The 7,018-nt window shown below is 46.1% G+C and carries 11 protein-coding genes and 1 riboswitch; of the genes, 9 read left to right on the forward strand and 2 right to left on the reverse strand.

Features of this window, described 5'->3' with window-relative positions; genetic code table 11:
* From IQ260_RS24810 to IQ260_RS24820, 3 genes are all read left to right on the forward strand, one after another.
* Positions 1-551: NADH-ubiquinone oxidoreductase-F iron-sulfur binding region domain-containing protein (locus tag IQ260_RS24810; protein WP_193995761.1), on the forward strand; the 551-nt coding region annotated here is incomplete at its 5' end.
* 155 nt (positions 552-706) lie between these two features.
* Positions 707-1,204 (forward strand): hydrogenase maturation protease, encoded by a 498-nt coding sequence (locus tag IQ260_RS24815; protein WP_193995762.1) that lies wholly within the window; start codon positions 707-709, stop codon positions 1,202-1,204.
* A 25-nt stretch (positions 1,205-1,229) separates the two neighbouring features.
* The gene (locus IQ260_RS24820) at positions 1,230-2,348 is read left to right on the forward strand and encodes a hypothetical protein (RefSeq protein ID WP_193995763.1); all 1,119 of its coding nucleotides are present in this window, start codon (positions 1,230-1,232) and stop codon (positions 2,346-2,348) included.
* On the opposite strand, the gene IQ260_RS24825 is transcribed toward IQ260_RS24820, so the two are convergent.
* Both IQ260_RS24825 and IQ260_RS24830 read right to left on the reverse strand, forming a co-directional pair.
* Entirely contained in the window at positions 2,294-2,656 is a 363-nt protein-coding gene (locus tag IQ260_RS24825; protein WP_193995764.1) for a hypothetical protein, read from the reverse strand. The genes IQ260_RS24820 and IQ260_RS24825 overlap by 55 nt on opposite strands.
* Positions 2,657-2,888: 232 nt before the next feature.
* Positions 2,889-3,329, reverse strand: a complete 441-nt coding sequence (locus IQ260_RS24830; RefSeq protein ID WP_193995765.1) for a DUF4278 domain-containing protein — start codon at positions 3,327-3,329, stop codon at positions 2,889-2,891.
* Positions 3,330-3,362: 33 nt separating this feature from the next.
* Positions 3,363-3,435: riboswitch (Glutamine riboswitch) on the reverse strand.
* 245 nt (positions 3,436-3,680) lie between these two features.
* On the opposite strand from IQ260_RS24830, the gene hoxU reads away from it, so the two are divergent.
* From hoxU to IQ260_RS24860, 6 genes are all read left to right on the forward strand, one after another.
* Positions 3,681-4,397, forward strand: coding sequence for a bidirectional hydrogenase complex protein HoxU (gene hoxU / locus IQ260_RS24835; protein ID WP_193995766.1), 717 nt, complete (start codon positions 3,681-3,683; stop codon positions 4,395-4,397).
* Positions 4,398-4,494: 97 nt separating this feature from the next.
* Positions 4,495-5,043, forward strand: a complete 549-nt coding sequence (locus IQ260_RS24840) for an NADH-quinone oxidoreductase subunit B family protein (protein ID WP_193995767.1) — start codon at positions 4,495-4,497, stop codon at positions 5,041-5,043.
* A gap of 55 nt (positions 5,044-5,098) precedes the next feature.
* On the forward strand, positions 5,099-6,124 hold the full coding sequence (locus IQ260_RS24845; protein WP_193995768.1) for an Acg family FMN-binding oxidoreductase: 1,026 nt from the start codon (positions 5,099-5,101) through the stop codon (positions 6,122-6,124).
* Positions 6,125-6,131: 7 nt separating this feature from the next.
* Positions 6,132-6,470 (forward strand): potassium channel family protein, encoded by a 339-nt coding sequence (locus IQ260_RS24850; RefSeq protein ID WP_193995769.1) that lies wholly within the window; start codon positions 6,132-6,134, stop codon positions 6,468-6,470.
* Positions 6,460-6,669, forward strand: coding sequence for a potassium transporter TrkG (locus IQ260_RS24855; protein WP_228016408.1), 210 nt, complete (start codon positions 6,460-6,462; stop codon positions 6,667-6,669). Before IQ260_RS24850 ends, IQ260_RS24855 begins: the two co-directional genes overlap by 11 nt.
* A gap of 123 nt (positions 6,670-6,792) precedes the next feature.
* Positions 6,793-7,018 (forward strand): CBS domain-containing protein (locus IQ260_RS24860; protein WP_228016409.1); only part of this gene is annotated, 226 nt, incomplete at its 3' end.

Genomic DNA, 7,018 nt, shown 5'->3' on the forward strand with positions numbered 1-7,018 from the left:
GCACTAAAGTATTTTCTCTCACGGGCAAGGTGAAAAATGCAGGACTGATTGAAGTACCCATGGGAATTTCTCTCAAAGAGATTGTAGAAGAGATGGGGCAGGGTGCCCCAGATGGAGCCCAGGTGAAGGCTGTACAAACAGGCGGACCCTCTGGGGGCTGTATCCCTGCGGATGCCTTTGACACATCTGTGGATTATGAATCGCTTAAAAACCTGGGGTCGATTATGGGCTCAGGCGGCATGATTGTCATGGATGAGTATACCCACATGGTGGATGTCGCTCAGTTTTTTATGCAGTTTTGCATGGATGAGTCCTGTGGGAAGTGCATTCCCTGTCGGGCTGGGACGGTACAACTCTATCAGCTGTTGACAAAGTTTAAAGAGCATCGAGCAACACCAGCGGATCTAGAACAGCTGGTGTTGCTTTGTGATGTGGTGAAACACACGAGTCTCTGTGGATTGGGCCAGGCAGCTCCGAACCCGGTGCTGAGTACGCTGCGCTATTTTCGAGATGAGTATTTGGCTGCGATGGAGATGCGATCTCAAGGGTAAATAATCCTCTCTATTCAGAAGGTTAGTACTGCAGTGATGGCAACTGATGCCAAACAACTGTCGTCAACGTTTAGTTAAAGCTTGATCGAGTTGAATCAGTATGATTCTAAAATGTAAGTAGATAAGGCATCAGTAAATGAATAGAGGAAGGTACCATGGCATACTCTATTGACGGTTTTTCCTCAGAGGCCAGTCCTACTTTTGTTGTGATTGGTTATGGCAATCCTGATAAGGGAGATGATGCTATTGGCCAGAAAGTAGTTGCTCAACTTCAGAAATTCAAAACGCCTGGTCTTGAGGCCTATTCAGTCACTCAGCTTACTCCAGAACTCTCCAGTAAACTTGCCAAAGCGAGTGTTACCATTTTTGTTGATGCCTGTAAATTCAAAAATACCGACACAGTGCAAGTTAAACCACTAGATGCCTGCGGCACAGAAACTACAGGATCAACACTGCCTGGTTTTGGTCACTCCTGTAGTCCTCGCTCATTATTGGCACTGACCCAATCTGTCTATGGCCGTTTCCCAAAAGCCTGGTGGGTTGAAGTGCCTGCAAACGATTTTACAATCGGTCATCCCTTATCAGCCCAGGCAGAGCAAGGGGTGATTCAAGCATTACAAACAATTGCATCATTAATGAGTTCAGCGGATTAAGGTTCCAGGGTTACGAGGACGGATTATGTCCACAACGCTTAGTCTCAATAAGAAACAATTGGGATGGCATATTTTACAGCCCACGCAGCGGGCATTTGACCCTCTCAGCCGCTTAAGGCTGGAATGGGACTACTGCATGGTGCATGACCATGGAGGAGCCTTTACTGGGTCCATTGGCTATGTTATGGCTGATCCAGCTGCTCAACGAGTACGTTGGTTAAAACGATTGGCACTGTTGCCAAGTGGGGTGAGTGTTGCGATCGCAGGCATGTTCTCCAATGGTCATAAGATCTCAAATTTCCTACATTTCGATTTCGACCAGACTCAACTTTCCACCGATACTAAATCCCTCACTGCCCAGGATGATGTCAGAAATCTTCAGGCTACTTTTCAAGTGAATTCCAATAATAGCCTACAGTTAGAAGGACGCACCCGTGGCATTGAATATCAGCTCACTGTACAAGAAGATTGGCAAAATCACTCTCCCCATAGCAGTGGAGTATCTACGCCTGTTACCGGTCGAGATATGGGGCTCCTGCCATGGGAACAATGGACGGTTGATGTCATTTGGCCTCGAACTCAAGTCTCAGGGTATATTCGGGACTTAAGACAAAAAGTAACCTTTGAAATTGCTGGCCATGGCTATCGCGAAAATTCCTTTGGACGATGGCTATTTTGGGCAGGCGGCTGGGATTTTGCTGCTATGTCAGACGAAAAAACTGGTGTTCAATGGGTTTGGCAAACCTATCATCATTCCCAAGACTTAAGTTATCTGGAACTCAGGTTTCCTATCGATGGTGTTCAACAAGCGTTTCGCTTTTGGGCCAGGGAAGGTCAATTACAGTGGCAGCATCACCATTGGCGCTTGGACCCCAAGGCTCAACAAAAGTTTCCTTTGGATGCAACGATTTATGCCCGTAATCAGGACTATATTGTTGAAACGAAATTGAGCATTGGTGATAGTGAGGCTGCACTATTACATGAAAATTCTTGGTACACCAGGATCTACGTCATCTTTGCTCTCTTTCCCTTCTGTAAGGGGTCTATTTATAGGGTAGCTGATGGTGCGCGGGTATTGGAATTTAGCGGTCAGGGGGGAGGAGAATATTCCACTCTACGATTTCCTAAAATACGTTTAAGTTGAAACCGAACATCTGGAGACATGGGCGGCTTCTCAAGCAGCTCAAAAGCTTCAGTGTCTAACAACACTGATTCATCGATAGTCAGAATGGGTACATCTGAATTATCGAGTTGATTTTGCATCAAATTCTCAATTTCCAACTCAAACTGCTCCCGACCACGATCGAAAAAGTCTGGTTCAACTTGAAAAATGGCATCGATGTTGGGAGTATTAGGAATGCTATCTCGGGAGTCTGCACTCACAGGTGATACACATGCCACAAACCCAATAACGATTGCAGCTAAAAAACTACTAAAACGCGCCAAGCTCATAGAATCCTCCTTCTCCCAGAGAAATATAAGTTGAAACTGTTTTTATCCAACTTAAAGGATTAAAACTGTCGTGTTGGACCTGGATCAGAGTCCGCATTTTAACCATACAGAAAAGCCCAATCCCCTAAGGGAATTGGGACCCAGGAGCTTCACCCATTACCCTTAAGGTGAGCCTAGCAGTTTAGCGATAGAAACTGTATGTCTTATCAGACTAATAGCTTAGCCAGACTTTTCAACTCATTGCCGATCTACTGCGGTCGTAGCCAGCAAAGTCATGGGGGACTTTGCCTTGAATATGGCTTTCATACCCAGCAGCATCTTCGGCAGGTAGACCAATCTCCTCTGCAGCTCGGACAAGCATAGAGTGCTCACGCCGACGAATGTTACGCAGATGTTTCACAACAAGGCTGCGCATCCAAGCATTAATCGATGGAAGCTCTACAGGGGCTGTTTTAGCAGCAGCTGCATCAGGTACCGCTTTAGGTGCGGTTGCACCGACGGTGTAAGCGACACCTCGATAAACCAATTCTGCTTTAAAGGGATATACGGGAGGGGGATTGTCAACTGCTCTGAATTGAATATCCTGGCCGCGATATTTCCCTACATCACCGGTAGGGCTAGTGGTCAAACCTGTAGGTTGGTATTCATAAGAAACACCACGATAAGTCAACATAATGTCGCCTCCTTAGACTATGTAGCGAAGAGAGGCGCGTTCCTTCGGGATGATTCCCTACTTCCGTCTCTTCTCGGAGGGCTCCTCTTACGAAGAGATGAACGATTTGTCCTACACCTGTATTATCTTATACTTTTTAAGATTTTGCTTATAATGTTTACACATTGATACCTAGGTGAGTAAGAGATATGGCTATACGCTGGCAGTAAACCTATCTTTCATAAGTTTCTCAACTTTTCAAGTTAGCTTAGAGCTGGAACTAATCAGTTTCTGAGTTCCTAACTTCTTAGCTTAGGAACTGTTCTCGCAAGTGCTAGGGCAATTTACTTACCAAAAATAGTATCTACTGTAATGTCTGTTAAAACGCTAACTATTGACAAGCAACTTATTAGCGCCCGTAAGGGAGAAACCGTCTTGGATGCAGCTAGGAATGCAAATATTGCGATTCCTACCCTCTGTCACTTAGAGGGACTCTCTACTGTAGGTGCCTGTCGCCTTTGTTTAGTGGACGTAGAGGGGACGTCTAAGCTCTTGCCCGCCTGTGTAACTGCAGTTCAAGAAGGTATGGTGGTGCAGACGCATACTGAGAAGCTACAGCGCTATCGACGCATGATTGTAGAACTGTTACTGGCTGAAGGAAATCATGTCTGTGCTGTCTGCGTCTCTAATGGCAATTGTGAGCTGCAGGATCTAGCAGTGGATATGGGCATCGATCATGTTGGTCTGACCTATCAGTTTCCAGATCGTAAGGTGGATATTTCACATGCTTGTTTTGGGATTGATCACAATCGCTGTGTGCTTTGTACGCGCTGTATCCGAGTATGTGATGGGGTAGAAGGTGCTCATACGTGGGATATGGCTGGACGAGGCCGTACGTCCCATGTGATCAGCGATTTGAACCAATCTTGGGGAGAGGCAAGTAGCTGTACGTCCTGTGGTAAGTGTGTGAATGCTTGTCCGACAGGAGCTTTATTTTATAGAGGATCGACTGTTGGAGAAATGCAGCATGATCGAGAACAGCTTAGCTTTATTACGACGGCTCGTCAGCAACAACAGTGGATTAGATAAATGGACTGTCTTCCCAAGTTCCTCAAAGTTTTTACCTATATTGCGGGTGTAAGGAAAAGAACTCTGCTTAGCTAGATAAGGGGAAGGGAAACAGACCATGGCAAAAATTAAACTGGCGACAGTTTGGCTGGGAGGGTGTTCTGGTTGTCACATGTCATTTCTCGACTTGGATGAGTGGCTGTTTGAGTTGGCTAGTCAGGTGGAGTTAGTCTACAGTCCTCTGGCAGATATTAAGACCTATCCTGACTATGTGGATGTGGCATTGGTGGAGGGTGCGATCGCAAACCAAGACCATCTAGAAATGATCCATCAGATTCGCGATCGCACCAAATTTCTGATCTCCTTTGGTGACTGTGCAATCACTGGCAATGTCACCGCCATCCGCAACACATTGGGTGCATCGGAGTCAGCCGAATCTGTTCTCAATCGCGCCTATCTAGAGGTAGACATTCAGCCAAAACTTCCTCAAGGAGAACTGGTACCCACATTACTAAACCAGGTGATATCTGTGCATCAGGTGGTGTCGGTAGATTGTTACTTACCTGGCTGTCCACCCAATGCAGAACGGATTCGAGCAGTTTTAGAGCCTCTACTCCAAGGGAAACAACCTGAGTTAACAGGCTCTGAACTGATTAGATTTGGCTAGGTGGATAAAGCTATCGAAGTCTATTCCTGGAGTGTAGAAACAACCAGGGGGCACTATGGGTTACCAAGATGTTGTATCTAAAACTTGGCGGCATTATGATCTCAAGGATGTTGCCTATGACTATATCAACCTTGTCAGGTATGCGACGTTAGCTGCCTCTAGTCACAATACTCAACCTTGGAAGTTCAATATAGAGCCGGGACTGATCTGGATATTTCCCGATTTGACACGACGCTGTCCAGCCGTTGATCCAGATGATCATCATCTTTATGTTAGTTTGGGGTGCGCAGCGACCAATTTAATTGAGGCGGCGGCGGTCGCTGGTCTGCAAAGCCGAGTTTCATTTGATCAGGCTACATCGGCGGTCAAGGTTAAGTTTGAAGAGGGGCCCATAGTGCGATCTCAGCTATTCGAGGCCATTCCTAACAGACAGTGTAGTCGTACGCTCTATGATGGTTCCAAAGTAACGGTCCAAGAGCAGCAGCAGCTTAAACGTGCAGCAAAAGGTAACGGTGTTTCGGTTCTACTGTTTACCAAGCATGATCAAAAAGAGACAATTGCCAACTTTGTTGCCAAAGGCAACATTGCCCAGATGAATGATGCAGGGTGGATTAAGGAACTCAAGTCATGGATTCGCTTTAGTGAAAGTCATGCTATAGCAACAGGCGATGGCCTTTACGGTCTTTCTATGGGAAGTCCAGATGTGCCAAAGGTTATTGGCGATCTCATTCTACGGTTGGCACTAACGCCAGGAAGCCAGAATAAAAAAGACAAAAAACATATTCTGAGTTCATCGGGCATTGCTGTATTTTTCTCCGATGTTAGCAGTAAAGCCCAGTGGGTTGAAGTTGGTCAATGCTACGAACGGTTTGCACTGCAGGCAACGGTCCTGGGGCTTCAAACGGCTTTTTGTAATCCACCAGTTGAGGTCCCTGATCTGCGGGCTCAATTCGCAAATTGGTTAAGAATTGGCGAGGGTCGTCCGGACCTTGTGGTGCGATTTGGTCGCGGTCCCGAGATGCCACACTCATTACGTCGACCTTTAAAGGAAGTTGTGCTGGGTGGTAGCTCTATAGCTTAGTAACGGCATGTCTCAATCTCTTTATATATTGGTTGTTGGCTGTGGCCGGTTGGGGGCTGCATTGGCTAACCGATTGAGTCAGTTAGGCCATAGTGTCGTAGTGGTGGATATAAATGAAGCTGCGTTTCGAGCGTTATCCAGTGATTTTGGTGGGTTTCAGCAGGTGGGAGATGCGGCTGAGCTATCGGTGTTGCGTCAGGCTGATATTCATCGAGCCGATGCTTTGTTAGCGGTGACGGGGGAAGACACGTTGAACTTGATGGTGGCCCAGGTAGCCCGTATGGTTTTTCAGGTTAGTTATCGGTACAGGCTTGCTGACAGCCTATGGATATTCGTTGCAAGATAGCCTATTTGAATTTATTAGTAGTTTGAGCACTGTCGGATTATCAATAGGAATTACCAGTCCAGAGGCACCTGCTGGTGTTCTATGGACTGAAATTATTGGTATGGTGCTCGGACGTCTGGAGTTTTTAGTAGTCGCTATTGCTGGTCTAAGGCTGTTGCGGGATAGTATGACGCTAATTCCTCTAAAACAATCACGTTAATGGGACGTCTCCTCACAGGTTCCTCAAACTTTTGGCATAAAAATAGAGTAGTTAGAATATCTGGCTACTCTACATTAGACTCACTGCTCAGGGAGGTCGGTTATGTTATTTGTAAAAGACATTATGACCAAGCCGGTTATTGTTATTCGCAGTTCGGCTACGGTGGAAAATGCTATTTGGCTGATGCGGACTAAGCGGGTGCGATCTCTAATCGTAGAAGAGTTTTACGAACAAGGTCCCTATGGCATTCTTACGGAACGAGATATTATTTATAACGTAATTGCTAAAGGTAGGTCTCCTCATTTTATTCGTGTCGATCAAATCATGCGACGCCCCTGCATCTGTATGC

This window comes from Leptolyngbya cf. ectocarpi LEGE 11479 (assembly GCF_015207065.1).
Taxonomy (GTDB): Bacteria; Cyanobacteriota; Cyanobacteriia; order Phormidesmidales; family Phormidesmidaceae; genus Leptothoe; species Leptothoe ectocarpi.

Excerpts from the sequence above, each read along its gene's own strand:
- IQ260_RS24815 (WP_193995762.1), top strand. The coding sequence starts at position 707 with ATGGCATACTCTATTGACGGTTTTTCCTCAGAGGCCAGTCCTACTTTT.
- IQ260_RS24820 (WP_193995763.1), top strand. The coding sequence starts at position 1,230 with ATGTCCACAACGCTTAGTCTCAATAAGAAACAATTGGGATGGCATATT.
- IQ260_RS24825 (WP_193995764.1), bottom strand. The coding sequence starts at position 2,656 with ATGAGCTTGGCGCGTTTTAGTAGTTTTTTAGCTGCAATCGTTATTGGG.
- IQ260_RS24830 (WP_193995765.1), bottom strand. The coding sequence starts at position 3,329 with ATGTTGACTTATCGTGGTGTTTCTTATGAATACCAACCTACAGGTTTG.
- hoxU (WP_193995766.1), top strand. The coding sequence starts at position 3,681 with ATGTCTGTTAAAACGCTAACTATTGACAAGCAACTTATTAGCGCCCGT.
- IQ260_RS24840 (WP_193995767.1), top strand. The coding sequence starts at position 4,495 with ATGGCAAAAATTAAACTGGCGACAGTTTGGCTGGGAGGGTGTTCTGGT.
- IQ260_RS24845 (WP_193995768.1), top strand. The coding sequence starts at position 5,099 with ATGGGTTACCAAGATGTTGTATCTAAAACTTGGCGGCATTATGATCTC.
- IQ260_RS24850 (WP_193995769.1), top strand. The coding sequence starts at position 6,132 with ATGTCTCAATCTCTTTATATATTGGTTGTTGGCTGTGGCCGGTTGGGG.